This window comes from Streptomyces sp. NPDC006339, assembly GCF_040612775.1.
In the GTDB taxonomy this organism is placed as follows: domain Bacteria; phylum Actinomycetota; class Actinomycetes; order Streptomycetales; family Streptomycetaceae; genus Streptomyces.
In genome coordinates this window covers 79,895-103,324 of sequence record NZ_JBEXQW010000024.1, presented here as the reverse complement: position 1 = coordinate 103,324, position 23,430 = coordinate 79,895, and the positions used below count along the sequence as shown (strand labels likewise).

Sequence of the window (23,430 nt, the reverse complement as noted above, 5' to 3'; positions counted from 1 at the left end):
ACGGCCCCACCTCCACGTACAGCCCGCGCAGGGAAAAGCCCCCGGTTCCGAAACGGAACCGGGGGCTTCGCCGTACGACCGGAGTCAGCAGCCCAGCAGGCGGCTGGCCAGGTAGCCCTGGATCTGGTCGAGGGAGACGCGCTCCTGCTTCATGGTGTCGCGCTCGCGCACGGTCACCGCGTTGTCCTCGAGGGTGTCGAAGTCGACGGTGACGCAGAACGGGGTGCCGATCTCGTCCTGGCGGCGGTAGCGGCGGCCGATGGCGCCGGCGTCGTCGAACTCGATGTTCCAGTTCTGCCGCAGGTCGGCCGCGAGGCCCTTGGCCTTCGGCGAGAGCTGCGCGTTGCGGGACAGCGGCAGGACGGCGACCTTGACCGGGGCCAGGCGGTGGTCCAGGCGCAGCACCGTGCGCTTCTCCATGACGCCCTTGGCGTTCGGGGCCTCGTCCTCGGTGTACGCGTCGAGCATGAAGGCGAGCATCGTGCGGCCGACACCGGCCGCGGGCTCGATGACGTACGGCGTGTAGCGCTCGCCGCTCTCCTGCTCGTGGAACATCAGGTTGGCGCCGGATGCCTTGGCGTGGGCGCTCAGGTCGTAGTCGGTGCGGTTGGCGACGCCCTCGAGCTCGCCCCACTCGCTGCCGCCGAACTGGAAGCGGTACTCGATGTCGGCGGTGCGCTTGGAGTAGTGGGAGAGCTTCTCCTGCGGGTGCTCGAACCAGCGCATGTTCTCCTCACGGAGACCCAGGCCGGTGTACCAGTTCCAGCGCTGCTCCATCCAGTATTCCTGCCACTGCTCGTCCTCGCCCGGCTTGACGAAGAACTCCATCTCCATCTGCTCGAACTCGCGGGTGCGGAAGATGAAGTTGCCCGGAGTGATCTCGTTCCGGAAGGACTTGCCCATCTGCGCGATGCCGAACGGCGGCTTCTTGCGCGCGGTGGTCTGCACCTGGGCGAAGTTGGTGAAGATGCCCTGCGCGGTCTCGGGACGCAGGTACGCGACGGAGCCGGTGTCCTGGGTCGGGCCGAGGTGCGTGGAGAGCAGGCCGGAGAACTGCTTGGGCTCGGTGAAGGTGCCCTTGTTACCGCAGTTGGGGCAGTTGAGGTCGGTGAGGCCGTTCTCGGGGAGGCGGCCGTGCTTCTCCTCGTACGCCTCCTCCAGGTGGTCGGCGCGGTAACGCTTGTGACAGGAGGTGCACTCGGTCAGCGGGTCGGTGAAGGTGGCGACGTGACCGGATGCCTCCCAGACCTCGGTGGCCAGGATCACCGACGAGTCGATGCCGACGACGTCCTCGCGCGAGGTGACCATGTAGCGCCACCACTGACGCTTGATGTTCTCCTTGAGTTCGACACCCAGCGGCCCGTAGTCCCAGGCGGCACGCTGTCCGCCGTAGATCTCGCTGCACGGGTAGACGAAGCCACGGCGCTTGCTCAGGCTGACGATGGTGTCGATCTTGTCGGCGGCCACGGTGCTCTCTTCATTACGACGACGAAGTGCGAATGCCTCAGGTTACCGGCGCCCGCACCCCCCGTATCAAATCGGTTCCCCCTCGCCGATGGGGAAGCGGAGGGAGGCGGGGGCGCGGGCGTCGACCGCCGCGATCAGATCGCCTCCGGACTTGTACCAGTCTGCGGCTATATCGATGACCGCGCCCTGCTCGCCGAACACCACCCGCCGGCCCTCGGCCACCCCGACCCCGGCGACCTGGTGCCAGCGCACGACGTGGTGACATCTGCCCGTCCAGTGGGCGATCCCCTCGTCGCCCAGATACATCCGCGCGTGTCGCCCGGCCGGACCGAAGAGCTTCGGCCGGTACACGTACGCCTCGTGCAGGTCCTTCCCGTCCTGGTCCGGCTCCGGGACGAAGGGACTGCCCTCGCTCGGCTCGCAGTGCGCGGGCAGGACGAGCAGCGCGGTCGAGGGGTACGCGGCGAGGGCGGCGCGGACGTCCTCGGGACCGTACGCGGCGAGCCGGGCCCGCAGGATCGGGGTGTCGAGGAACTCCAGACCCGACAGGTGGTCGAGGCCCGCCACGAAGAGCTGCGTCCGCCGCTGCTCCTCGCCGTCGAGCCGGTCCGACCAGATCCGCTCGACGCGCCGCACCTCCTCCTCGGCGGGGCCTTCGGCCGCCAGCTCCCGGAGGAGGCCGTCGAGCCCGTCGGCGACGGCCCGGACGCCCGGCTCGTCGGTCTCGGCGACCAGGTGGAAGAGCATGCGGCCGCCGCCCACGTAGGAGGAGTGGATCTCGACGTCCCCGGTCAGGTTCGGTGCCACCCGCGGCTCCCGCAGGGCCCGTTCCCGGGCGAGCTCGACCGCGATGTGCCCGGCCGGCGAGGCGGGCGCCTCGAACGAGACCGCGACCCGCTCGCCCCACGCGTGTGGCGCCTCCACCCAGCAGCCGGAGGTCCCCGGCAGCGGCGCGACGACAGGCCGCTCGACGCGCGGCCCCTCCGGCAGCCGTGGATCCAGGGCCTTGGGCGGCGGCCCGGTCAGCACCAGGACCGCATTGCCCCGCGTGAAGCGCTCCGCGGCCCAGGCCCGCACGGCCTCGCCGCCGATGTGCTCGACGGCCGGCGCCTCCCATCCGTTCCTGCCGGGCCCCCGCAGCCCGTAACGGAACCTCAGCTCCCGCTCCTGAAACCCCTCCCAGCGCTCTTCCCGCTCCTGCCGCGCCCGGACCCGCCGGGACGCGCCGGCAAGCCCGTCGACCGGAGGGCCGGCGAGCGCCCGGCACAGGCGGTTCACGGCTTCGGCGGCCCGCTCGGGCTCGCCGACGATCCGGAAGCGGGTGTGGTCGCCCGCCACAGCGGAGTCGAGCTCGTCGACGTCACGCCCGGGGCCGGCGACGGCGACGGCGGCCACGGCGAGCTGCTCGACGAGCTCCGTGACACCGGCCCGGGGGAACGGCTCGTCCTCCAGGCCCGTACCGACCAGAAGCCAGGCTGTGAAGGGCCCGGGAATGTCGTCCCAGTAGAGGGGGATGCCGTTGATCTCCGTGCGCCGCATGAACGGGCACAGTAGTGGGCGGGAACACAGATGCGGCAATTGACAACCGTTTCCAGTTTTGTTGAAAATGAGTGTCATGAACGTACGTCGCCTGATACCCACCACCGCCGTCGCCGGAGCCGTCGCCCTCGGGCTCGTCACCCTCTCCGCCTGCTCCGGGACCTCCGACGCGGCGGACAAGAAGAGCGACGGCAAGCTGGACGTCGTGGCGTCGTTCTATCCGATGCAGTACCTGGCCGAGCAGATAGGCGGCGACCGCGTCTCCGTCACCACGCTCACCAAGCCGGGCGTCGAGCCGCACGACCTGGAGCTCAAGCCGAAGCAGATCGGCGAGCTCGGCGAGGCCGACGTCATCCTCTACCTCAAGGGCATCCAGCCCGCTGTCGACGAGGCCGTCCAGCAGGCGGGCGTGAAGAACACCGTCGACGCCGCCGGCCTCACCACGCTCGAGGAGCACGGCACCGAGGTCGGCCACGAGCACGGCCACGAGGGCGAGACCGCCGAGGAGCACGCCGCGCACGCCGGCGAGGAGGGCCACGGGACCCACGAGGGCCACGACCACGGCTCCGAGGCCGGCGCCGACCCGCACATCTGGCTCGACCCCGTGAAGTACGCCGAGGTCGCCAAGGGATTCGGCAGCGCCCTGGAGAAGGCCGACCCGGCCCACGCCGCCGACTACAAGAAGAACACCGACGCCCTGGTGAAGAAGCTCGGCGACCTGGACACCGCCTTCCGCGACGGCCTGAAGAACACCACCACCAAGACCTTCATCACCACCCACTCCGCCTTCGGCTACCTCGCCGAGCGCTACGGCCTGGAGCAGGAGGGCATCTCCGGCATCGACCCCGAGTCCGAGCCGAGCCCCGCCCGCATGAAGGAGCTCCAGGAGATCGCGAAGAAGGACAAGGTCTCCACCGTCTTCTTCGAGACCCTGGCGAGCGACAAGACCGCCAAGACCCTCGCGAACGACACCGGCCTCAAGACCGACGTGCTCGACCCGCTGGAGGGAATCACGAAGCAGTCCAAGGGCGATGACTACATCGAGGTCATGCAGTCCAACCTCGCCGCGCTGAAGAAGGCCCTCGGCGCGAAGTGAAGCGAGCACAGCAGGAGGCAACCGTGAGCGCGCCCGTCATCTCCGTACGCGGGGCCACCGCCGCCCTCGGCGCACGGCCCGTCCTCCGGGGCGTCGACCTCACCGTGAACCACGGTGAGGTCGTCGCCCTGCTCGGCGCCAACGGCTCCGGCAAGTCCACCGCCGTCCGCTCCGTCATCGGCCAGGTCCCGCTGACCGGCGGCACCATCGAGCTCTTCGGCACCGAGCAGAAGCGATTCCGCGACTGGGCCCGCATCGGCTACGTGCCGCAGCGCACCACCGCCGCCAGCGGCGTCCCCGCCACCATCCGCGAGGTCGTCACCTCCGGCCGGCTCTCGCGCCGCCGCTTCGGCTGGCCGACCAGGGCCGACCGCGCCGCCGTCGACCGGGCCATCGAGCTCGTCGGCCTCACCGACCGCGCCAAGGACTCCGTCTCCGCGCTCTCCGGCGGCCAGCACCAGCGCGTGCTCATCGCCCGCGCGCTCGCCTCCGAACCCGAGCTGCTGATCATGGACGAGCCGATGGCCGGCGTCGACCTGGCCAGCCAGGAGATCCTCGCCGCCACCCTGCGCGAGCAGGTCGCCGGCGGTACGAGCGTCCTGCTCGTCCTGCACGAGCTCGGCCCGCTGGAGCCGCTGATCGACCGCGCCGTCGTGCTGCGCGACGGCTGCGTCGTCCACGACGGCCCGCCCCCGAAGGCCGTGGGCCAGCACGCGCTGCCCGGCCACGACCACGTCCACCCCCACGCGGCCGACGAGCCGATCCGTACCGGATTGCTGACCTGATCATGGACATCCTCCAGCTCGCCTTCATGCAGCGGTCCCTGCTGGCCGCCGTGCTCGTCGGCATCACCGCGCCCGCCGTCGGCATCTACCTCGTCCAGCGCCGCCAGGCCCTGATGGGCGACGGCATCGGCCATGTCGCCATGACCGGCGTCGGCCTCGGCTTCCTCCTCAACACCAGCCCCGTCTGGATGGCCACCGCCGTCGCCGTCGTCGGCTCCGTCGCCATGGAGCTGATCCGCGCCTACGGCAAGACCCGCGGCGACCTCGCGCTCGCCCTGCTCTTCTACGGCGGCATGGCCGGCGGCGTCCTGCTGATCAACCTGACGCCGACCGGCTCCAACGCCAACCTGAGCTCGTTCCTCTTCGGCTCGCTGACGACGGTCTCCCCCGAGGACGTCACCGCGATCAGCGTCCTGGCCGGCTTCGTGGTCCTCGTCACGGTCGGCCTGCGCCGCCAGCTCTTCGCCGTCAGCCAGGACGAGGACTTCGCCCGCGTCACCGGCCTGCCGGTGCGCTTCCTCAACCTGCTGATCGCCGTCACCGCCGCCGTGACCGTCACGGTCGCCATGCGGGTCGTCGGCCTGCTCCTGGTCAGCGCGCTCATGGTGGTCCCGGTGGCCGCCGCCCAGCAGCTCTCCCGGTCCTTCCGCGCGACCTTCGTCCTGGCCGTGCTCATCGGCAGCGGCGTCACCCTGACCGGCACCGTCACCTCGTACTACCAGGACGTGCCGCCCGGCGCGACGATCGTGCTCCTCGCGATCGGCGTCTTCATCGTCCTGACCGCGCTCGCCGCACCGCTGGCCAGGCGCCGCGCCCGGGCCGCCGAAGCCGCCGCCCGCGCCTGCGACGCGGCGGTCCCCGGCACCCGTCGCCCCACCGACGACGTGAAGGTCTGAGGCCGGCGACACGGGAGTCCGACGCGGGACCGACGGGAGACCGACGGGACTCCGACGGGACTCCGACGGGGGGCTGGCAGAATGGCGGGGGCACACAAGCATTCAAGGAGGCCCCCGTGGTGACGGCAGGACCCCCCGTACGAGGCCGCTCGACCAAGCAGCGGGCCGCCGTCTCGGCGGCTCTGAACGAGGTGGACGAGTTCCGCAGCGCTCAGGAGCTGCACGACATGCTCAAGCACCGCGGCGACTCGGTCGGCCTCACCACCGTCTACCGGACGCTCCAGTCCCTCGCCGAGGCCGGCGAGGTCGACGCGCTGCGCACCAGCGACGGCGAGACCGTCTACCGCCGCTGCTCGACCGGCGACCACCATCACCATCTGGTCTGCCGCGTCTGCGGCAAGGCCGTGGAGGTGGAGGGCCCGGCCGTCGAGCAGTGGGCCGAGACGATCGCGGCGGAGCACGGATTTGTGAACGTGGCGCACACCGTCGAGATCTTCGGCACGTGCGCGGAGTGCGCGGCGAAGTAGTTCTTCCCGGCTGTACGCATGGCTGTACGCATGGCTGTACGAGAGGGCCCGCACCGGTTGCGTCCGGTGCGGGCCCTCTCACGTGCGCGTACGTCTCACATACGGGTGATGTTCCGGTCCAGGAGCTCCCGCAGCCGGTCCACGTCGGCCGGGTCGGCGAGCCCGCGCTTGGGCAGGGCGGCGACGCCCGCACGGCCCTTGTCGCCGGAGAGCAGCACGAACTGCGTCGGGGTCTCGATGTAGCGGGGCGTCATCTGCCAGCGGGCCGTCGTCTCGCAGACGCCCGTCACCCAGCGCACCCCGTCCTCGTCGAGGCTCGCCCGGTGCTCGCCCTGCCGCGCGACCATCGCGTACACCTGCCGGGCGGTCAGCCGGACCGTCAAGGGCATGAGGACGGTCGCGAACAGACCGAGCCCGCCCAGGAGCATCGCGCCCCCGACGTTCGGCTCGGCGGGCCCGGTCAGCAGCAGGGCGGTGGCCAGGAACGCCAGCACGGCGGCAAGCGGCAGCAGCCACCGCAGCAGCCGGAACGAGCCGCGCCGCAGTTGCACCCGTACGGCGTCGACGATGTCCTCGCGCGTCGGCGTGTAGACGAGCTCCATCACATGCCCCCCGTTCCCGCTCACGCCTTGTCGAGGACGGCGAGGTCCGCCGGGTCCACGCCCCCGAAGCGGCGGTCGCGCTGCGCGTACTCGACGCACGCCCGCCACAGGTCGCGGCGGTCGAAGTCGGGCCACAGGACGTCCTGGAAGACCATCTCGGCGTACGCGCTCTGCCAGATCAGATAGTTCGAGGTGCGCTGCTCGCCGCTGGGGCGCAGGAAGAGGTCGACGTCCGGCATGTCCGGGTAGTAGAGGTACTTCTGGATGGTCTTCTCGGTGATCTTCGACGGGTCGAGCCGGCCCGCCTTCACGTCCTCGGCCAGCGCCTGCGCCGCGTCCGTGAGCTCCGCACGGCCGCCGTAGTTCATGCAGAAGTAGAGCGTGAGCCGGGTGTTGTCCTTGGTCTGCTCCTGGGCGATCTGGAGCTCCTTGGCCACCGACTTCCACAGCTTGGGCATGCGGCCCACCCAGCGCACGCGGACGCCGAGCGCGTCGAGCTGGTCGCGGCTCTTGCGGATGAAGTCCCGGTTGAAGTTCATCAGGAAGCGCACCTCCTCGGGCGAGCGCTTCCAGTTCTCCGTGGAGAAGGCGTACAGCGAGATCGAGCCGACGCCCATCTCGATCGCGCCCTGGAGCACGTCGAGCACCTGCTCGGCGCCGACCTTGTGCCCCTCGGTGCGCGGCAGACCGCGCTGCTTGGCCCAGCGGCCGTTGCCGTCCATGACGATCGCGACGTGCTCGGGCACCAGCTCCGGCTGGAGCTTCGGCGGTCGGGCACCGGACGGGTGCGGCTCGGGGGTGGCGTACTCCCGTCGCTGCCGCCCGAGGAGTCGTGCGATGGCCATGGCGTGGTCTCTCCTAGCTCTTCTCTACGTACCGCAGCGAGCGCAGCCCGCGCTCCAGGTGCCAGTGCAGATAGGCGGACACCAGTCCGCTGCCCTCCCTGACGTGACGCGGCTCGCACGCGTCCGCCGTCTCCCAGTCGCCCGTGAGCAGCGCGCTGAGCAGCCCTACGGCCTCCGCAGAGGGTACGACGCTTCCGGGCACCCGACAGTCCGCGCAGATCACTCCGCCCGCTGCGACCGAAAAGAAACGGTTCGGTCCGGGAAGTCCGCATTTCGCACAGTCTTCGAAGCTGGGCGCGTAGCCGTTGACGGCGAGCGAGCGGAGCAGGAAGGCGTCGAGGATGAGGTGGGGGGCGTGCTCCCCGCGCGCGAGGGTGCGCAATCCACCCACGAGCAGCAGGTACTGCTGCACGGCCGGCTCGCCCTCGTGGTCGGTGAACCGTTCCGCCGTCTCCAGCATGGCGGTACCGGCGGTGTAGCGGGCGTAGTCGGTGACGATCCCGCTGCCGTACGGGGCGATGGTCTCGCTCTGCGTGCACAGCGGCAGCCCGCGCCCGATCAGCTCACTCCCCCGGGCGAAGAACTGCACGTCGACGTGCGAGAACGGTTCGAGCCGCGCCCCGAACTTCGACTTGGTCCGGCGCACCCCGCGCGCGACGGCGCGTACGCGGCCGTGACCGCGCGTGAGCAGCGTGACGATGCGGTCCGCTTCACCCAGCTTCTGGGTGCGCAGCACGATGCCGTCGTCGCGGAACAGGCTCATGGCCCCATTGTCCCGTACGCCGCGGGGAGCCCCGGGCGGGTACCCGGGGGACTCCGTCGGCGCCCGTGCGGCGACTCCGTTCAGGGCACCTCGCCCCGGCTGCGGGCGTTCGCGTGCGCGGTGGCGGCGCTCAGCCGCTCGGCGGTGGTCGCGACCCGGACACCGTCCGGCTCGCAGTCCCATTCCCGGCCGCCGCCGAGGGGACGGACCTGGAGGTAGGGCCCCTCGTGTCCCATGACGGTGCCGACCCTTCCCGTGCGGATGTCGACGACGTACGCCCCGATGGGCGGCTTCATCCTCGTCCTCCTTCGTTCGTGGGTGCTCCGGCGAGCGCTGCGGCGAGCAGTCGCGCGGTGGCCGCCGTGCAGCACCCGAGTTCGATCAGCGGCCGAGGAGGATCGGCGGCGAGGGTGATGACGTCCAGCCCGAGCGAGGGCAGCGTGATTCCGGCCCGCCCGAGTGCCTCGCGCAATTCCGCCACCGCCTCTCGCGCTTCTTCAGTTTCCGTCGGTCGCATGCTGTCTTCCTTCACCAACGCGCTCCTTTCCGAATCCATTTCCCGCTTTCCACCTCAAGGGTGGGGGCCGCTCCGTAGAATCGACAGACGCGCTGGGGCAACAACTGCGTTGTGGGGTACGGGAGTCAATCCATGGCCAAAGCCAAGCGGGAAGAAGCCTGGGAGTTCTTCGGCGAGCTGCTGAAGGAGCACCGGGAGGCGGCAGGACTCTCGCAGACCGATCTGGGGGCACGGGTGTTCGTGTCCGGGACCTATATCGGGCTGTTCGAGCAGGGGGTCAGGAAGCCGCAGTTGGATGTGGCGAAGAGAATCGACGCGGTGCTACAAACCGGCGGTATTTTCGAACGGACGTGTAAGAAGCTCATCGACAAGTCGCCGTATGCCTCGTATTTCTACGAGGTGGCGGAGTTGGAGGCCGTGGCGACGAAGATCTGCGAGTTCGGGCCGTTGGTGGTGCCGGGACTGCTGCAGACTCCGGAGTACGCGCGGGCGGTGACGCTGGGAGGCAACCCGGTCGCATCGGAGGAGTACATCGAGGAGAAGGTCACCGCGCGGATCGAGCGTGCGGCAATCCTGAAGGCCGCTACAAGGCCGGAGTATTGGGCCATCCTGCACGAGAACGCCCTCCTCACCCCTATAGGGGGACCGGCTGTCATGGCCGGACAGTTGGAGCACATCGCAGCGCTGATCCGACAGCGGCGTGTGCTGGTGAACGTCCTCCCCCGAGCCGTCGGCGCACACGCCTGGATGACCGGCACGCTCAAGCTCATGGAGTTCGAGGACCAGCCGCCCACGGCCTATACGGAGACGGAGTTTTCGGGGACGCTCCTCGACGATCCGGCTGTGGTGAAGCAGGCCCAGCGCGCCTACGATCTGCTCAGGGTCGCCACGCTGTCGCCGGAGGCGTCCCTCGCACTGATCGAGTCGGCGGCGGAGGACTACAGACGATGCGCGACTACGGGTACGACCTGAGCAACGCCCGCTGGTTCAAGAGCAGCTACAGCAACAGCCAGGGCGGCGACTGCGTCGAGGTCACCTACGACTTCGCCGGCGCCGCCTGGCGCAAGAGCTCCTACAGCAACGGTGAGGGCGGTAACTGCGTCGAGGTGCTCGACGGTGTCCCCGGTGTCGTCCCCGTCCGCGACAGCAAGGTCCCGAACGGCCCCGCCCTCGTCGTACCGGCCGCCGCCTGGGCCGCGTTCGTCGCCGGGGTCAAGGGGTGACGGCTGTCTCCGTCCCGGTGCTGCGCGGCCACGGCGGCGCGTTGCTCCGGTACGCGGACGGGGCGCTGACGCTGCGGCGCGAGGACGAGGAGATACGGATACCGCTGGAGGCGATTCGTTTCGTCGCCCCGGACGGTCCGGCCGTGGTCTTCGAGCTGCGGGCGCCGGGAGGCGCCCCCGGCGTCGGCTACCGGGTGGACGGCGTGAACGAGGCGGCGGCCATGCTGTTCTCCAAGGCCGTGAACGACGCCGCGGCCGCACTGCCCGACCTCGACCTCTCCCTCGACGGCGCCTCGCTGGTGACGACCCGCTCCCTGCGCACGCCCTCCACCCCGCCGACTCCCCTCAGCGCCGGAGAGAAGGCCAGGGGCCTCGCCTGGGCCCTGACGGCCCTCGGCCCCGGGCTCGCGGGGCTCATCGCCATGAGCGTGCTGGTCGTCGTCAACGACGGGCCGAGCGCGCTCGTCCTCTCCGTGATCCTGGGGATCGTGGCGATCCTCCTCAACCTCTTCAGCGCCTACACCATGGAGCGGGCCTTCCAGATGTGGTGGCTCCCCCGGCGCGGCATCACCGTGATGGCGGTGCGCACGAGCCCGTACGGCAAGTCGGGGACGTACACGTACACGGACGCGAGCGGCACGACCCACTCCTACTTCCGGCAGGCGTACGCGAGCGAGATCGAGATCAGCTACTCCCCCCATGCCCCCGGCACGGCGGTCGGCGTCTATCCGCCCTTCGTCCGCGTGCTGGTCGCGCTCGTGTCCCTGATCCTGTGGGCCGCGACGCTCGGCCTCGTCTACCTGATGATCCTCATGGGTCAGAACATCTGACCCCCTGCACCGCCAGGGGGAACGCGCGGCGCCGCCGAAGTTCACCCGGTGGATCGCGTCCCGGTGGCTCCTCGTGCCCTGGGGAAGGCGCACGAGGAATTCCCGGCGGTGGTCGAAGAGGCCGGTGGCCTTCGTCCCCAGGCACGGCCCGGAGGACATCGTGGGGGAACGCCGACGCGGCGGCGGCGTCCGGGTCCGGGTCCGGGACGATCTCCAGGCCGGCGCGCCACAGCGGCCGGTGCACCTTGCGTACTCGCTCTTGTCCGCCCATCGGGCCCCATCCCACACGGCGGCTCGGCGCCTCCGCAAAGGCAATTCGCTTGCCGCGGGGACCGGCCTGTGGTGATCCTGCCCCATGGATTCTGCGCCGCGGCCCCCTCAGGTGATCGAGATCGACGACCGTCTCACCCTCCGTCGCTTCGACGGCGAGGCGGACCTCCCCGAGCTGCACCGGGTCATCGACGAGTCGCTCGACCATCTGCGGCCGTGGATGGCGTGGGCCCACGACCACAGTCCGGCCGGCACCCTGGCCTTCCTCGCGCGGCGCGTGGAACTGTGGGAGGCCGGCCAGGAGTTCTCGTACGCGATCGTGCTCGACGGGGCCATGTCCGGCGCGTGCCAGCTCCACCGGCGTGAGGACACGCCGGGCGACGCGTACGAGATCGGCTACTGGCTCCACCCGGCCGCGACCGGCCGGGGCGTGGCGGCCCGCGCCGCGCGGGCCCTGGCCGAGACGGCCTTCCGGCTGCCGGGCGTCGAGCAGGTGCTCGTCGTGCACGAGCCGGCCAACGAGCGCAGCGCCGCCGTCGCCGCCCGCCTCGGCTTCACCGAGCAGGGGCGGCTGCGGGACGCCGAGGGCGAGTTCCGGGTCTGGCGGCTCACCCGGGCCGGCCTGGCAGCGGTCCGGGGCTGACTGCGAGGAACGTCCCGTACCGCCGCCGCTGTCCCGGCGCCGGCTCCTGCGTGAGGCGGGCCGTCACGACGAAACCGGCCTCTTCCAGGAGTCGGAGGATCCGGCCCGGGGGCAGGAAGTGGGAGTCGTACGACACGGGGAGCCCGCCGTACGCCTCGGTGTGGTGACGGCGCTCGCCCTCCCCGCCGTCCTCGCCGACATGGCCGGCGATCATGAGCCGCCCGCCGGGCGCGAGGGCGCGGCGGAACTCGGCGTAGACGGTGGGCAGGAGCTCCGGGGGCGTGTGGTGGGTCGAGTAGTACGCGAGGATGCCGGCGAGGGCGGCGTCGGCGACGGGCAGGGCGGTCATCGACCCGACGGCGAAGGCGAGTTCCGGGTGCGCGCGGCGGGCGAGAGCGGCCATCCGGGGTGACAGGTCGACGCCGAAGGCGTCCACCCCGGCCCGCGCGAGGTACGCGGTCACCTTTCCCGGGCCGCACCCCACGTCGGCGACGGGACCGTCCCCGACGGTCTCGGCGAACGCGTCCAGCAGCCTCCGGGAGAGCGGGTCGAGGCGGTCCGGTGCGGGCACGGTGTGCGCGTAGGCGTCGGCGACGGTGTCGTACGAGCTTCGCACCGCCCGCAGGTGAGAGGTGTCGGTCATCGGCCCGACTCCAGAGGCCGTGCCGTGGCGCGCAGAAGGACGGTGACGAGGAGGCCGCCTTCGGGGCGGGGGGCGAGGTCGAGGGTGCCGTCGTGGGCGCGGACGATCCTGTGCACGATGGCCAGGCCGAGGCCGACGCCGGCGTGCTCGTCGGTGCGCGCGCGTTCCGTGCCGCGCTGGAAGGGTTCGACGAGGGTCGGCACCAGGTCCGGCGGAAGCGGAGGGCCCGAGTTCTCGACCCGCAGCACGCTCGTGCCGCCCTGCGTCTCGGTGTGGACGGTCACGGTGCCGCCGGTGGGGAGGTTGTGGACGACGGCGTTCTGGACGAGGTTCGTCACCATGCGCAGCAGGAGCTCCTCGGAGCCGACGGTCCAGGTCGCTCCGCCGGTGACGTCCAGGGTGATCCCGCGCTGTTCGGCGAGGGGCAGCAGGGTTTCGGCGGCCTCCTCGGCCACGAGGGAGAGGTCGACGCGCGCGCGGCCGAGGGTCCCTCGGTCCCTGCGGCTGAGCAGCAGGAGCGCCTCGGTGAGGTCGATCGCGCGGGCGTTGACGGCCTGGAGGCGGGCGAGGAGCTCGTCGCGGTCCCGGGTGGGGTCCTTGCGGGCGACATCGAGCAGCGTCTGCGAGATGGCGAGCGGGGTGCGCAGTTCGTGGGAGGCGTTCGCGGCGAACCGCTGCTGCTCGGCGACGTGCGACTCGAGCTCGCCGAGCATGGTGTCGAAGGCGTCGGCGAGTTCACGGAACTCGTCCCGGCGGCCGTCCATCCGGATCCGGTGCGACAGCGACCCCATCCCGGCGAGCCGGGCCGCGGCCGTGATCCGGGTGAGCGGTGCGAGCATCCGTCCGGCCAGGATCCAGCCTCCGACGAGGCCGAAGACGAGCAGGAAGAGCATCGCCAGGGCCGCGGCGGGCGCGAACGTGCGCACGAGGAGATAGCGGTTGGGCGCGATCCCGAGCAGGCCCTGCGAGTTGTCGGGGACGTAACGCAGCAGGAAGCCCCAGACGACGGCGAGCAGCAGGGCTCCGGCGACGGCGAGGAACCCGGCGTAGCTGAGGGTGAGCTTCAGCCGGACGCTGAGCCCCGCTCTCCTACGCATGGGCGTCGATGCGGTAGCCGACGCCCGGGACCGTGGCGATGATCCACGGCTCGCCGAGCCGCTTGCGCAGGGCGGAGACGGTGATGCGGACGGCGTTGGTGAAGGGGTCGGCGTGCTCGTCCCAGGCCCGTTCGAGCAGCTCTTCGGAGCTGACGACCCCGCCTTCGGCGGCGACGAGCACTTCGAGCACGGCGAACTGCTTGCGGGTGAGCGCGACATAGCGTCCGTCACGGAAGACCTCCCGGCGGAAGGGGTCGACGCGCAGGCCCGCGATCTCGCGGACCGGGGGCCGCGCGTAGGCGCGTCTGCGGTCGAGGGCCCGCAGCCGCAGGACGAGCTCCCGCAGCTCGAACGGCTTGGTGAGGTAGTCGTCGGCACCGAGCTCGAAGCCGGACGCCTTGTCGTCGATCCGGTCGGCGGCGGTGAGCATGAGGATCGGGATGCCGCTGCCGGAGGCGACGATGCGCCGGGCGACCTCGTCGCCCGAGGGGCCGGGGATGTCACGGTCGAGGACCGCGAGGTCGTAGGAGTGGACGCTGAGCAGTTCCAGGGCGGTGTCACCGTCGCCGGCGATGTCGGCGGCGATCGCCTCCAGGCGGAGGCCGTCACGGACGGCTTCGGCCAGATAGGGCTCGTCCTCCACGATCAGTACGCGCATGCCCGCAGCCTAGGCATGGCCGCCTATCGCGGACGTATGCGACGGCGCGGGCGCATCGGGGCGGGTGTGCCCGGGCCGGGGCGGGTCCGGCGGCGCGTCGGTCCTGGTGCGCCACCAGCGGCGCGACGCCAGCCCGGCCAGCACGGCGCCGGTGGCGTTGACCAGGACGTCGTCCACGGAGGAGACCCGGTCGAGCCGCAGGACGTACTGCGCGGTCTCGACCAGGACCGAGCAGCCCGCCCCGAGCGCCAGGATCCGCGGCACGGACGCCAGGGCGGCGAACCGTATCGGGCCGAAGAACCCCAGCGAGGCGAAGACCAGCAGATTGCCGGCGATCCCGAGCGAGCCCATCGTGACCAGGTCCCGCAGCGGTATGAGACTCACCCGGCCGGGCACGACACCGGCGCCGGCGCCCGGCATCAGGATCAGCCACAGGAACGGCACGGTCCCGTGGACCATGCCGACCTCGGCCAGCGATCTCCGCCAGGCCCCGGAGCCCCCGGCGGCACGCCGCCGGTACGCCAGGGCGGCCGCCACCAGTACGGCCAGGGGCAGCGTCACCAGCGTCATGAGCACCACCCCGTTGAAGGTGCCCAGACAGCGGTCCCACTGCCCGGCCATGCAGGCCGGGGCGGACATCATCAACGGCCGCCGCAGCACGAACAGGACACCGGCCAGCGCCGAGACCACCAGGCCGAGGAGCACGATCCGGCGGGCGCGGCGGGGCGGTGCCGGCGGAGAGAGGTCGTGGTTCATACCCCTAGCGAAGACCACGGCCGGTTGCAGGGGCGTATCCGATTTTCGGTACACCCGCGATACACCGTCCTCCGCCCCCTACGATCCCCTCCATGTCGATCATCGCGTCCATACCCGTGCTCCGGGGCCGTGGCGGCGTCGTCGTGAGCGCCGTCAGCCGAGGTCTGATCCTGGAACGGCCCCGTGAGGAGCTCACGATCCCCGGCGAGGCGATCGCCGGTACGCGGGCCGAGGGGAGCACGCTGGTCATCGAGCTGCGGGCACCGGCCGGGGCGACACCGGTCGTGCACCGGATCGAGGACGTGGCCGAGGACGCCGCCGCCGCCTTCGCCAAGGGCGTGAACGCCCTGACGCTCGAACCGGCCGAGGAGATCGACGGCAAGGCCCTCGTCGTCGTGCACACCCTCAGGACGGTGGCGCGCGAGAGGTTCACGCGCCGGTTCAAGCGGTTCCTGATCGGCTGCCTCGCGGTGGTGGTGGCGCTGTGCGTGGCCTGCGCGGTCGCCGGAAGCGCCGGGCACGCCATCGGCATCGTGCCGCTCGGCCTGATCACGACCGCGGCGCTCGGCTTCGGCGTGTACGAGGTGGCGACCTGGCTCCGCGGGCGGCGCCTGTGGAAGCACGGCGTCAAGACCTTCGCCAAGCCGTCCGACGCGCCGACGGTGTATCTCTACGTCGACGGCGACGGCGTCACCCGCGCCGTGTCCGGGGAGGGCCACCGGTTGTACCTCGAGGTGGCCTACGACCCCGAGGACCCGGGGGACGTCCACGCGCCGAAGCACCCGTTGCTGCGGCGCTTCAACCTCACGATGGGCACCGTCCTCCTCTTCATCGGGCTGGCCGGCGTGGCGCTCCTGGCCCTCCTGACGGCCGACGGCCTGATGACCGGCGGTCTCACCGGCGACGGATCCTAGAGCTCTGGTTTGAGATCCCATAAGCCTGCCTTATGAGGCCATAGACCGGGGGCGGGTACCGGCCCGCTCGACGGGTTAATTAGGGTGACCTAAGTGGCGGCGATCCTCGCCGCCGCGTCGCTTGCGAAGGGAACCCCGTCATGCCCCGCCCCCTCCGGGTCGCGATCGTCGGCGCCGGCCCCGCCGGGATCTACGCCGCTGATGCGCTGCTGAAGTCCGAGGCCGCCGCCGAACCGGGCGTGTCCATCGACCTCTTCGAGCGGATGCCGGCGCCGTTCGGCCTCATCCGCTACGGCGTCGCGCCGGACCACCCGCGCATCAAGGGCATCATCACCGCCCTCCACCAGGTCCTCGACAAGCCGCAGGTCCGCCTGTTCGGCAACGTCGACTACGGCACCGACATCCACCTCGACGACCTGCGCTCCTTCTACGACGCGGTGGTCTTCTCCACCGGCGCCATGTTCGACCGCGAGCTGCGCATCCCCGGCGTCGAGCTCGAAGGCTCCCTCGGCGCGGCGGACTTCGCCTCCTGGTACGACGGTCACCCGGACGTCCCGCGCGACTGGGACCTGTCGGCCGAGAAGGTCGCCGTCCTCGGCGTCGGCAACGTGGCCCTCGACATCGCCCGCATCCTCGCCAAGACCGCCGACGAGCTGCTGCCGACCGAGATCCCGCCGAACGTCTACGAGGGCCTGAAGGCCAACAAGGCCGTGGAGATCCACGTGTTCGGGCGCCGCGGCCCGGCCCAGGCGAAGTTCAGCCCCATGGAGCTGCGCGAGCTGGACCACTCCCCGAACATCGAGGTCATCGTCAACCCCGAGGACATCGACTACGACGAGGGCTCGATCGCCGAGCGGCGCAAGAACAAGCAGACCGACATGGTCGCCAAGACCCTGGAGAACTGGGCGATCCGCGACATCGGCGACCGCCCGCACAAGCTCTTCCTGCACTTCTTCGAGTCGCCCGTCGAGATCCTCGGCGAGGACGGCAAGGTCGTCGGCCTGCGCACCGAGCGCACGCGACTGGACGGCACCGGCAACGTCACGGGCACCGGCGAGACCACCGACTGGGACGTCCAGGCCGTCTACCGCGCCGTCGGCTACCTCTCCGACGAGCTGCCCAAGCTGCCCTGGGACACCGTCACCGGCACCGTCCCGGACGAGGGCGGCCGCGTGATCGAGGAGGGCGGCGCCCCCATGCCCTCCACCTACGTCACCGGCTGGATCCGCCGCGGCCCCGTCGGCCTCATCGGCCACACCAAGGGCGACGCCAACGAGACCGTGGCCAACCTCCTGGACGACCACGCCAACGGCCGCCTGCTCACCCCCGAGTCCCCGCAGGAGGACGCGGTCGTGTCCTTCTTGGAGGGCAAGGGCATCACGTACACGACCTGGGAGGGCTGGTACAAGCTCGACGCCGCCGAGAAGGCCCTCGGCGAGCCCCAGGGCCGCGAGCGCGTGAAGATCGTCGAGCGCGAGGACATGCTCCGCGCGAGCGGCGTCGACCTGGGCTGAACCGCCTGAACCGCCTGAACGGCCGGACCCGCCCCTCCGTCGCCGCCCTGCCCGGTCCCCCGGCCCGCCCTATTCTGGGAGGGCCGGGAAGGGAAGTGAGCGGCGATGGGCGTGGTCGGGTCCGTCGGGGAGCGGGGGCGGGACGCCGTGGGCGCGTACGCGCTGCTGCACGAGGCGGACCGGCATCCCACCGGGGCGCTGCGGGGCGCCGATCTGGCCGCCCTCGCGGAGGCGGCCTGGTGGGCGGGGCGGATCGAGGAGTCCGTCGGGGCGCGGCTGCGGGCGCATGCCGCGTACGTGGCGGAGGGTGACCCGCGCGGCGCGGGGCTCAGTGCCTGGTGGCTCGCCTTCACGTACCGGCGGCTCGGCCGTCCCGTCGCCGCGGCGGGCTGGACGCACCGGGCCCGGCACCACCTGGAGGGCCTGCCCGACTGCCCCGAGCAGTGCTTCCTGGCCCTGACGGACGTGGCGGAGGCCGAGGAGCACCACGCCCCGGCCGCGGCCCTCGCCGCCGCCCGCCGGATGACCCGGCTCGCCGTCCGGTCCGGCAGCCCCGACCTCCTCGCCCTGAGCCGGCAGACGGAGTCCTCCGTACTGATCGCCCAGGGCCGCCGCGCCGAGGGCCTCGCCCTCCTCGACGACGCGATGCGCGCGGTGACCGCGGGCGAGCTGAGCCCCCTGTTCACCGGCTGGTTGTACTCCCTCGCCCTGACCCGGGTCGCCGCCGCCGGCGACCCGGCCCGCGCGGCGCGCTGGGCGGACGCGGCGACGGCCTGGTGCGCGGCCCCGTCCCAGGCCCGCAACCCGTTCCGCGCGGTGTGCCGGATCCGGCACGCCGAGGTGCTCGACCTGCTCGGCGCGTGGGAGCGCGCCGAGGACCAGGCGCGCGGGGTGCTCCACGACATCTCCGCCGACTCCCTCGACGCGGCGGCCGCCGCCGCGTACACCGTCGGGGAGCTCCAGCGGCGGCGCGGGCACCTGGCGGAGGCGGCCCGCGCGTACGCCCACGCCCACGACCTGGGCCGGGTCCCTCAGCCGGGGCTCGCGCTGCTGCGGCTCGCGCAGGGGCGCGCGGACGCGGCGCGCGCCGGACTGCGCCTCGCCCTGGACTGCCAGAGTGACCCGCGCCACGACCTGGCCGGCCGGGCCCGGCTGCTCGTCGCGCTCACCGAGGTGACCCTCGCCCTCGGCCAGACCGGCGCCGCCGCCGAGGCCGTGTCCGAACTGGAGCGGCTCGCCACCCCGGACGACCTGCCGCTGCTCACCGCCCTGGCCTCTGGCGCACGCGGGGCGCTCGCCCTCACCCGGGGCGAGCCGGCGCACAACCCCCTGCGGCGGGCACTCGCCCTGTGGCGTGAGCTACGGGCGCCGTACGAGACGGCGCGCGTGCGGGTGCTGCTCGCCCGGGCGGCGCAGGCGGCGGGTGACACGGACACGGCCCGGCGCGAACGGGCTGCCGCGCGTGCGGCGCTCACACGCCTGGGGGCGCCACCGGAGCCGTAAGCCGCCGGGCCCCTCGCCGTCCACGCGACCGGCCCGGTCCGCCGCGGGCCCCGCGCCGCGCCGTGCGGCAGCGCGCATCAGCCCCGACGGCCCTCACCCCGGCCCCAGGCCGCCAGGCCCCGAGCTCCGCCCCCCAGCCCTACAACAACGTCGTACGCGCCGTGGCGAGCAGCCGCTCCGTGTCGTCCGCGCGGAGGGCCAGCGCGTTGCCGACCGTGCCGAGCACCTCGCGTTCGGCCGGGATGTACGGTCCGTCGGCCAGGGCGATCCGCGCGCCCTGGAGCAGGATCGATTCGCGGCCGGCGGCGGCGAGGTGCGGGGAGAGCGGTTCGAGCGCCTCGTGGAGTTCGATGGCCAGGGCCGCTCCCCCGCTACTGACGTCCGGCAGGAAGCGCCCGGTGTCGGCGGCGAGCGCCTCGACCAGTTCGACGAGCTGGAGCGCCGTGCAGTCGGCGTAACCGGCCGCCCGCACTCCGGCGACGGCGGTGTCCACGGCGGTACGGGAGGAGGTGCCGCCCGCCGCGAGGACGGCGAGCGCGACGGTGTGCACGGCGTCCCGCAGCATCCCGGAGAACCGGCTCGTCGTCGGGTGGGTCAGCACGTCCGTACCGAAGTGGGTGTGGCAGGCGGCGCACTCGATGACGGGGCCCGCCTCGCCGCGCGGCATCAGCGGCACGCCCAGGAGGGTGAACCGGCGGCGGCCTGTGCGGCGCCGGTAGTTGCGGTCGCCGCCGCACTCGGCGCAGAAGAACTCGCCGTCGCCGACCGTGTTCCACGAGGTGCCGATTCCGCAGAGAACCCTGCTCCGGTCCCGTGACTTCCGCGCTGACCGCACGCCGCACCTCCCTCGACGGTCCGGCAACACTGCCGGCGTTGGCGTGATGTTAGCCACATCGATGATGTGGCGTCAGCACCTCGTCAGCAGAACTCCACGGAGATGGCCGAGACCCGACGGACCGCCGCCGGGCCTCCGCCGGGTCCCTCCGGGGCCTCAGGAAGCCCGCTTCCGCAGCTTCGCGAAGGCCAGGAAGCCGCCGCCGACGAGGACGGCCGCGCCGGCGACGCCCATCGCGGCAGGTCCGAAGGCCGAACCGGTCCGGGCGAGATCACCCTCCGGAGTGGACGACGGCGCGGGGGCGGCGGGCGAGGTGGACTGCTCGGGGCCGGGGGCCGTCGTGGCCGGTGAGGCGGGAGTGGCCGAAGCGGTCGAGGTCGCGGTCGGCGTGGCCGTGGCGGTCGGGGTCGGGGTGGGGACCGGGACGTCGGTCGGCTTCGGCTTCTCCGGGGTGACGACCGGGCCCGGCTCCGTCCCCTTCGGCAGGCAGCCGGTGAAGTTCATCTGGTGGGTCTCGGCGCCGGGCACGGTGATCAGCTCCTCGGCGATCACGGAGCCGTTGACGTGACCGGGGCCGACGTTCCCGCCGCCCATCCGGACGGTGGCGTTCGGCGCGAAGAGGGTGCCGGGCCAGGAGGTGTAGTTCTTCCGCACGCTCTCGGCCTGGGGGAAGTTCCACAGCAGCTTGGAGCGGACGCTCTTGAAGGCGTCGCTCCCGGCGGCGTAGTCGTCCTGGACGAAGGCGCCCTTGGTCTGGTCCCACAGCCAGACGCCGTAGGTCGGCCGGCTGTGCATGTCGTACGAGGTGCCGAGGACGTTCACGAGGGTCGAGGAGCCGGCCGGGACCTTGACGGAGATCGCGCCGGCCTTCTCCAGGTCGGCGGCGCTCACGGCGAAGACGTTGAGCCGCTGGTCCGTGCCGGTGAGGAAGAGGCCCTGGCCGGTAGGGTCGGCGGCGACCGTGCCGTTCGGCTCGACGCGCGCCCAGGCGGCGGACAGGGCGCGCAGGCCCGCGAACTCCTTGCCGAAGTCGATCGGGGAGGTCGGGGAGGCGCCCTTGCGGTGCGGGCCGTCGACGGCGAAGCCGGCGCCCTTCGCGGAGCGGTCGTCGAGCGCGCCGTAGACGCCGGAACCCTTGGTGAGCACGACCTGGTGGGCGTGCAGGGTGCCGCCGACGACGAGGCTGTGGCCTCCGGGGAGCGCGGCGAGGTCGGCGGGGGTGAGCTTGTGGCCGATGGAGAAGCCCTGACGGGTCCCGGCGTCGCCGAAGAAGGCGTCGCCGCCGACCGCGACGGCGCCCTCGGAGTCGGAGAAGCGGGTCGAGTCCTTCTCGACGAACTCGGCGTAGCGGCCGGCCGTGCCGAGCGGCTGCGTCACGCATTCCGTGCCGTCCCGGCCGGGTGCGGCGGAGGCGGCGGGGGCCCAGGTGAGGGCGGCACCGGTCACCGCGAGGACGGCGGCCACGGCAGCGGACGTGCGCATGCGAGCTCCAGGTCGGGAGGGCGAAGGGGAGGGTGTCCGGAGGGGGACGAGCCGACCTTCCGCCACGGCCTGATGTGCCGTCAACTCACCTGATATGACACCGATTCCGGCATGTCGCCATGATCTTCCTTAAGTGAACCTGAAACCGTGACGCAGGTCACGAAAAGCGACCGCCCCGCACCCCCGGGAAGGGATGCGGGGCAGCGTCGGCGAAGAGATCAGCGCGCGGAGCGGTTGACCGCCGAGACGACCGCCTTCAGCGAGGCGCGGGTGGTGTTGGCGTCGATGCCGATGCCCCACAGGACCTTGCCGTCGATGGCGCACTCGATATAGGAGGCGGCCTGCGCGGAGGCCCCCTCGCTCATGGTGTGCTCCTGGTAGTCCAGCAGGCGGGCGTCCACGCCGATCGCCTGCAGGGCGGCGAAGAAGGCGGAGATCGGACCGTTGCCGGAGCCGGTCAGGACCGTCTCCACGCCGTCGACGACCGCCTCGACCTTCAGCGTGTCGGTGCCGTCCGTGTCGGAGGTCGACTGGCCGGAGCGCAGTTGGATGCGGCCCCACGGGTTCTCCGGGTTGGGCAGGTACTCGTCCTGGAAGACGGACCAGATCTCCTTCGGCGTGACCTCGCCGCCCTCGGCGTCGGTCTTGGCCTGGATGATCCTGGAGAACTCGATCTGCATGCGGCGCGGCAGGTCCAGCTTGTGGTCGTTCTTCAGGACGTACGCGATGCCGCCCTTGCCGGACTGCGAGTTGACCCGGATGACGGCCTCGTAGGAGCGGCCGACGTCCTTCGGGTCGATCGGCAGGTACGGGACGGCCCACTCGATGTCGTCGACGGTCTTGCCCTGGGCGGCGGCGTCCGCCTCCATGGCGTCGAAGCCCTTCTTGATGGCGTCCTGGTGGGAGCCGGAGAAGGCGGTGTAGACCAGGTCGCCCGCGTAGGGGTGGCGCGGGTGGACCTCCATCTGGTTGCAGTACTCGGAGGTCCGGCGGATCTCGTCGATCTGCGAGAAGTCGATCTGCGGGTCCACGCCCTGGCTGAACAGGTTCATGCCCAGGGTCACCAGGTCGACGTTGCCGGTGCGCTCGCCCTGGCCGAACAGGCAGCCCTCGATGCGGTCGGCGCCGGCCATGATCGCCAGCTCGGCCGCCGCCACGGCCGTACCGCGGTCGTTGTGCGGGTGGACGGACAGGCAGACGTACTCGCGGCGGGTCAGGTGGCGGGACATCCACTCGAAGCGGTCCGCGTGCGTGGACGGCGTCGAACGCTCCACGGTGGCGGGCAGGTTGAGGATGATCTCGCGGCCCGGGCCGGGCTGCCAGACGTCGCAGACCGCCTCGCAGACCTCCAGGGCGAAGTCCAGCTCGGTGTCGGTGAAGATCTCCGGGCTGTACTGGTAGCCGAAGATCGTCTCCGGGCCCAGCAGCTTCTCGGCGTACTCCATCACCAGACGGGTGCCGTCGACCGCGATCTGCTTGATGTCGTCCTTCGAGCCGCGGAAGACGACCCGGCGGAAGGTGGGCGCGGTCGCGTTGTACAGGTGCACGGTGGCGCGCTTGGCGCCGACCAGGGACTCCACGGTCCGCTCGATCAGGTCCTCGCGGGCCTGGGTCAGTACGGAGATGGTGACGTCGTCCGGGATCGCGCCCTCTTCGATGATCGAGCGGACGAAGGCGAAGTCGGTCTCGCCGGAGGACGGGAAGCCGACCTCGATCTCCTTGTAGCCCATGCGGACCAGCAGGTCGAACATCTCGCGCTTGCGGGCCGGGCTCATCGGGTCGATCAGGGCCTGGTTGCCGTCGCGCAGGTCGGTGGACAGCCAGCGCGGCGCCTTGGTGATGCGCCGGTCGGGCCAGGTGCGATCGGGGATGTCGACGGCCTCGTACTGCCCGTACTTGTGGACGGGCATCCCGGACGGCTTCTGCAGGTGCGTCGCGTTGGTCAGAGGCGTGGGGCGACCGGCAAACGTGGACTGGGACATTGCGTAGGGCTCCTCGGGGGTCCTGCGGGAGGGACGGCCGACT

25 protein-coding genes are annotated in these 23,430 nt (G+C 71.8%); 11 read left to right on the top strand and 14 right to left on the bottom strand.

Going from position 1 to position 23,430, the window contains the following annotated elements; genetic code table 11:
* Positions 1-84: 84 nt before the first annotated feature.
* Complete coding sequence (locus tag ABZ135_RS20795; RefSeq protein ID WP_356697688.1) at positions 85-1,467, bottom strand: glycine--tRNA ligase; 1,383 nt, start codon at positions 1,465-1,467, stop codon at positions 85-87.
* 66 nt (positions 1,468-1,533) lie between these two features.
* Entirely contained in the window at positions 1,534-3,006 is a 1,473-nt protein-coding gene (locus ABZ135_RS20790) for a hypothetical protein (protein ID WP_356697687.1), read from the bottom strand.
* Positions 3,007-3,082: 76 nt separating this feature from the next.
* On the opposite strand from ABZ135_RS20790, the gene ABZ135_RS20785 reads away from it, so the two are divergent.
* The 4 genes from ABZ135_RS20785 (at position 3,083) to ABZ135_RS20770 (ending at position 6,310) form a co-directional block, all read left to right on the top strand.
* Positions 3,083-4,102, top strand: coding sequence for a metal ABC transporter substrate-binding protein (locus tag ABZ135_RS20785; protein WP_356697686.1), 1,020 nt, complete (start codon positions 3,083-3,085; stop codon positions 4,100-4,102).
* Between the two features lie 23 nt (positions 4,103-4,125).
* The gene (locus ABZ135_RS20780; protein WP_356697685.1) at positions 4,126-4,887 is read left to right on the top strand and encodes a metal ABC transporter ATP-binding protein; all 762 of its coding nucleotides are present in this window, start codon (positions 4,126-4,128) and stop codon (positions 4,885-4,887) included.
* A 2-nt stretch (positions 4,888-4,889) separates the two neighbouring features.
* Positions 4,890-5,783: a metal ABC transporter permease gene (locus tag ABZ135_RS20775; protein ID WP_356697684.1), complete on the top strand. Its 894-nt coding sequence runs from the start codon at positions 4,890-4,892 to the stop codon at positions 5,781-5,783.
* Positions 5,784-5,899: 116 nt separating this feature from the next.
* Positions 5,900-6,310 carry a Fur family transcriptional regulator gene (locus tag ABZ135_RS20770; protein ID WP_345488510.1) on the top strand — a complete coding sequence of 137 codons (411 nt, stop codon included), beginning with the start codon at positions 5,900-5,902 and terminating at the stop codon, positions 6,308-6,310.
* A 95-nt stretch (positions 6,311-6,405) separates the two neighbouring features.
* Here the strand turns inward: ABZ135_RS20770 and ABZ135_RS20765 are convergent, their stop codons facing one another.
* The 5 genes from ABZ135_RS20765 to ABZ135_RS20745 all read right to left on the bottom strand — a co-directional run bounded on the left by ABZ135_RS20765 (position 6,406) and on the right by ABZ135_RS20745 (position 9,037).
* The gene (locus ABZ135_RS20765) at positions 6,406-6,912 is read right to left on the bottom strand and encodes a YcxB family protein (RefSeq protein ID WP_356697683.1); all 507 of its coding nucleotides are present in this window, start codon (positions 6,910-6,912) and stop codon (positions 6,406-6,408) included.
* A gap of 20 nt (positions 6,913-6,932) precedes the next feature.
* Positions 6,933-7,757 carry an isoprenyl transferase gene (locus ABZ135_RS20760; RefSeq protein WP_356697682.1) on the bottom strand — a complete coding sequence of 275 codons (825 nt, stop codon included), beginning with the start codon at positions 7,755-7,757 and terminating at the stop codon, positions 6,933-6,935.
* Between the two features lie 13 nt (positions 7,758-7,770).
* Positions 7,771-8,520, bottom strand: a complete 750-nt coding sequence (gene recO, locus ABZ135_RS20755) for a DNA repair protein RecO (protein WP_356697681.1) — start codon at positions 8,518-8,520, stop codon at positions 7,771-7,773.
* Positions 8,521-8,600: 80 nt separating this feature from the next.
* On the bottom strand, positions 8,601-8,816 hold the full coding sequence (locus tag ABZ135_RS20750; protein WP_356697680.1) for a hypothetical protein: 216 nt from the start codon (positions 8,814-8,816) through the stop codon (positions 8,601-8,603).
* Positions 8,813-9,037 carry a hypothetical protein gene (locus tag ABZ135_RS20745; protein WP_356697714.1) on the bottom strand — a complete coding sequence of 75 codons (225 nt, stop codon included), beginning with the start codon at positions 9,035-9,037 and terminating at the stop codon, positions 8,813-8,815. The genes ABZ135_RS20750 and ABZ135_RS20745 overlap by 4 nt, the downstream gene beginning before the upstream one ends.
* 132 nt (positions 9,038-9,169) lie before the next feature.
* Here ABZ135_RS20745 and ABZ135_RS20740 point away from each other — a divergent pair, with 132 nt between their 5' ends.
* The 4 genes from ABZ135_RS20740 to ABZ135_RS20725 all read left to right on the top strand — a co-directional run bounded on the left by ABZ135_RS20740 (position 9,170) and on the right by ABZ135_RS20725 (position 12,003).
* Positions 9,170-10,009 (top strand): helix-turn-helix transcriptional regulator, encoded by an 840-nt coding sequence (locus ABZ135_RS20740; RefSeq protein ID WP_356697679.1) that lies wholly within the window; start codon positions 9,170-9,172, stop codon positions 10,007-10,009.
* A complete protein-coding gene (locus ABZ135_RS20735; protein WP_356697678.1) occupies positions 9,985-10,260 on the top strand; it encodes a DUF397 domain-containing protein in 276 nt (91 codons plus the stop codon). The genes ABZ135_RS20740 and ABZ135_RS20735 overlap by 25 nt, the downstream gene beginning before the upstream one ends.
* Positions 10,257-11,090 (top strand): hypothetical protein, encoded by an 834-nt coding sequence (locus ABZ135_RS20730; RefSeq protein ID WP_356697677.1) that lies wholly within the window; start codon positions 10,257-10,259, stop codon positions 11,088-11,090. Before ABZ135_RS20735 ends, ABZ135_RS20730 begins: the two co-directional genes overlap by 4 nt.
* A 355-nt stretch (positions 11,091-11,445) precedes the next feature.
* Positions 11,446-12,003: a GNAT family N-acetyltransferase gene (locus tag ABZ135_RS20725; RefSeq protein WP_356697676.1), complete on the top strand. Its 558-nt coding sequence runs from the start codon at positions 11,446-11,448 to the stop codon at positions 12,001-12,003.
* Here the strand turns inward: ABZ135_RS20725 and ABZ135_RS20720 are convergent.
* Genes ABZ135_RS20720 through ABZ135_RS20705 form a run of 4 tightly spaced genes read right to left on the bottom strand, consistent with a single transcriptional unit; the run spans position 11,969 to position 15,157 of the window.
* Positions 11,969-12,646 carry a methyltransferase domain-containing protein gene (locus ABZ135_RS20720; RefSeq protein WP_356697675.1) on the bottom strand — a complete coding sequence of 226 codons (678 nt, stop codon included), beginning with the start codon at positions 12,644-12,646 and terminating at the stop codon, positions 11,969-11,971. The two genes, ABZ135_RS20725 and ABZ135_RS20720, sit on opposite strands and share 35 nt — an antisense overlap.
* The gene (locus ABZ135_RS20715) at positions 12,643-13,743 is read right to left on the bottom strand and encodes a HAMP domain-containing sensor histidine kinase (protein ID WP_356697674.1); all 1,101 of its coding nucleotides are present in this window, start codon (positions 13,741-13,743) and stop codon (positions 12,643-12,645) included. Before ABZ135_RS20715 ends, ABZ135_RS20720 begins: the two co-directional genes overlap by 4 nt.
* Complete coding sequence (locus ABZ135_RS20710; protein ID WP_356697673.1) at positions 13,736-14,401, bottom strand: response regulator transcription factor; 666 nt, start codon at positions 14,399-14,401, stop codon at positions 13,736-13,738. The genes ABZ135_RS20715 and ABZ135_RS20710 overlap by 8 nt, the downstream gene beginning before the upstream one ends.
* A 9-nt stretch (positions 14,402-14,410) precedes the next feature.
* A complete protein-coding gene (locus ABZ135_RS20705; RefSeq protein ID WP_356697672.1) occupies positions 14,411-15,157 on the bottom strand; it encodes a VanZ family protein in 747 nt (248 codons plus the stop codon).
* Between the two features lie 92 nt (positions 15,158-15,249).
* Here ABZ135_RS20705 and ABZ135_RS20700 point away from each other — a divergent pair, with 92 nt between their 5' ends.
* From ABZ135_RS20700 to ABZ135_RS20690, 3 genes are all read left to right on the top strand, one after another.
* Complete coding sequence (locus tag ABZ135_RS20700) at positions 15,250-16,071, top strand: hypothetical protein (RefSeq protein WP_356697671.1); 822 nt, start codon at positions 15,250-15,252, stop codon at positions 16,069-16,071.
* Between the two features lie 140 nt (positions 16,072-16,211).
* On the top strand, positions 16,212-17,585 hold the full coding sequence (locus ABZ135_RS20695) for an FAD-dependent oxidoreductase (RefSeq protein ID WP_356697670.1): 1,374 nt from the start codon (positions 16,212-16,214) through the stop codon (positions 17,583-17,585).
* Between the two features lie 105 nt (positions 17,586-17,690).
* A complete protein-coding gene (locus ABZ135_RS20690; RefSeq protein WP_356697669.1) occupies positions 17,691-19,088 on the top strand; it encodes a LuxR family transcriptional regulator in 1,398 nt (465 codons plus the stop codon).
* Positions 19,089-19,227: 139 nt separating this feature from the next.
* On the opposite strand, the gene ABZ135_RS20685 is transcribed toward ABZ135_RS20690, so the two are convergent.
* The 3 genes from ABZ135_RS20685 to leuA form a co-directional block, all read right to left on the bottom strand.
* The gene (locus ABZ135_RS20685) at positions 19,228-19,923 is read right to left on the bottom strand and encodes a TerB family tellurite resistance protein (RefSeq protein ID WP_356697668.1); all 696 of its coding nucleotides are present in this window, start codon (positions 19,921-19,923) and stop codon (positions 19,228-19,230) included.
* A gap of 156 nt (positions 19,924-20,079) precedes the next feature.
* Entirely contained in the window at positions 20,080-21,405 is a 1,326-nt protein-coding gene (locus ABZ135_RS20680) for a choice-of-anchor A family protein (protein ID WP_356697667.1), read from the bottom strand.
* Positions 21,406-21,623: 218 nt separating this feature from the next.
* Positions 21,624-23,387 carry a 2-isopropylmalate synthase gene (gene leuA, locus ABZ135_RS20675; RefSeq protein ID WP_356697666.1) on the bottom strand — a complete coding sequence of 588 codons (1,764 nt, stop codon included), beginning with the start codon at positions 23,385-23,387 and terminating at the stop codon, positions 21,624-21,626.
* Positions 23,388-23,430: the final 43 nt, after the last annotated feature.